The sequence below is a fragment of the Klebsiella sp. HMSC25G12 genome, assembly GCF_001807705.1.
In the GTDB taxonomy this organism is placed as follows: Bacteria; Pseudomonadota; Gammaproteobacteria; order Enterobacterales; family Enterobacteriaceae; genus Klebsiella; species Klebsiella variicola.
Map to the genome: position 1 here is coordinate 1 of NZ_KV789869.1, position 1,525 is coordinate 1,525.

Annotated in this window: 2 protein-coding genes; both read right to left on the reverse strand. The window is 58.6% G+C overall.

The window, feature by feature from the left end:
* Window positions 1-1,148: ParB/RepB/Spo0J family partition protein (locus HMPREF3096_RS09855; protein ID WP_141749330.1), on the reverse strand; the 1,148-nt coding region annotated here is incomplete at its 3' end.
* A 68-nt stretch (window positions 1,149-1,216) separates the two neighbouring features.
* The gene (locus tag HMPREF3096_RS09860; RefSeq protein WP_032752067.1) at window positions 1,217-1,465 is read right to left on the reverse strand and encodes a DUF905 domain-containing protein; all 249 of its coding nucleotides are present in this window, start codon (window positions 1,463-1,465) and stop codon (window positions 1,217-1,219) included.
* Window positions 1,466-1,525 lie beyond the last annotated feature (60 nt).

Sequence of the window (1,525 nt, forward strand, 5' to 3'; positions counted from 1 at the left end):
ACGCCACAGGCCGCTTTCTGCTCCGGTGTCCACGCCCGAACCGATGCGGCATTTTCAATCTCATCGATCAGCACCTGAATGGCGGCTTCGTCCTCAAAGGTTTCCGTTGCCTCCATCGTGGCGTACAGTTCATCAAGACGCTGCAGTTCCTCAGCGCTGAATTCCCCCTCCGGCGCCGGCAGCACCAGATAATGCTCGCGGTCATCGCCGTAGTTTCTGACGGATCCCTCACGAGCCAGTGACCATGACCAGCCTTCCTGTTGTTCGATGGCCAGCGCAGCCGCCGCCAGCTTCTCCTGAACCAGACGCTCAACCAGTACCCCGTCCGCCGTTCCGTCTCCCTCCTGGGCGCTGAACAGATCCTCACGCACCACGCCCCCGGCGGCCTCATACGCTTCACGACCGATAAACACGAAGCGGGAGTGGGTTACGGCGATTTCCGTATCCGTGATGGCCCGCTTCAGCAGGTGAGCGGGTGTGCTGCCGTATGAGGTTTTCACCTGGTCATACACCTGCACCTGACGTGCCGGGTCGCTCTCCAGACTCAGGGCCTGACACTGCTCCACGTCGAGTTTGTCCTCTGCCAGCAGGGTAATCAGTTCCGGGGCGAGGTTTGCCAGCTTCAGCATGCGCTGAACGTGACGGGCACTGTAGCCCAGCTGGTCCCCGATTTGCGCCGGGGTTTTCCCCTGTTCTGAGAGGGTACGGAACCCGCTGATTTGCTCTGCCGGGTGCATGGCCACACGCTTGTCGTTCTCGACAATCGAGGCGACCACCGCCAGGTCGTCACTGACACGCTTGACGACAACCGGATATCCGGCATCGATACGCTGCTCGCTGAGCAACTGTTGCAGGGCGGCAAGACGACGGCCACCTGCAGCCACACCTGACATACCGTCCGGCAGCGAGTGAACCACCAGATTCTGGATCAGGCCGATCGCCATGATGGAATCAGCCATCTCCCGGACACTGTCAGCCGGATAGGGGATCGTGCGAACGTTCAGCGGGGATTTGACCAGCGACGACAGCGGCACTATTTCAATCTGAGCAGCCTCAAGCGCGGCTTTGAGGGCGGCGGCTTCGGCAGGGTTCACCGTTTTTTTGCTGGTTTTAACCGTTGCTTTTGCTTTAGACTCGGTCACTGACATAATTAATTTCTCTCCGATATTGATTAATGTCTGCCGGGCAGGCCCATCTGCCCGGCACCTCTTACGGCTTATTGCGTTTTGCGTACTCCGTAGTCCCGGATATAGCGGTTCATCAGGTACTCACCGCCCGGTTCAAAATTCCAGACGCGCCAGATCATGCTGCCGTCATCCTGATGACGGACGACAAGGCGAAAATGGGTCCCCTGGTCATCTTCAATCGCCACATTCTGATACTGCGCGGCGACAATCTGAGCCTGCTCGCGGGTAAACGTGCCATCCGGCATGGATTCAAGCGGGGACAAAACGTTATGGTCCATATGTTTCTCCTTCTCTGCCCCGCCTGAACGGGGCGTGTTCATCATGGTTTAAAAGGGCGC

Bases quoted from the DNA above. Each gene is read 5' to 3' on its own strand.
- HMPREF3096_RS09860 (WP_032752067.1), bottom strand. From the start codon at position 1,465: ATGGACCATAACGTTTTGTCCCCGCTTGAATCCATGCCGGATGGCACG.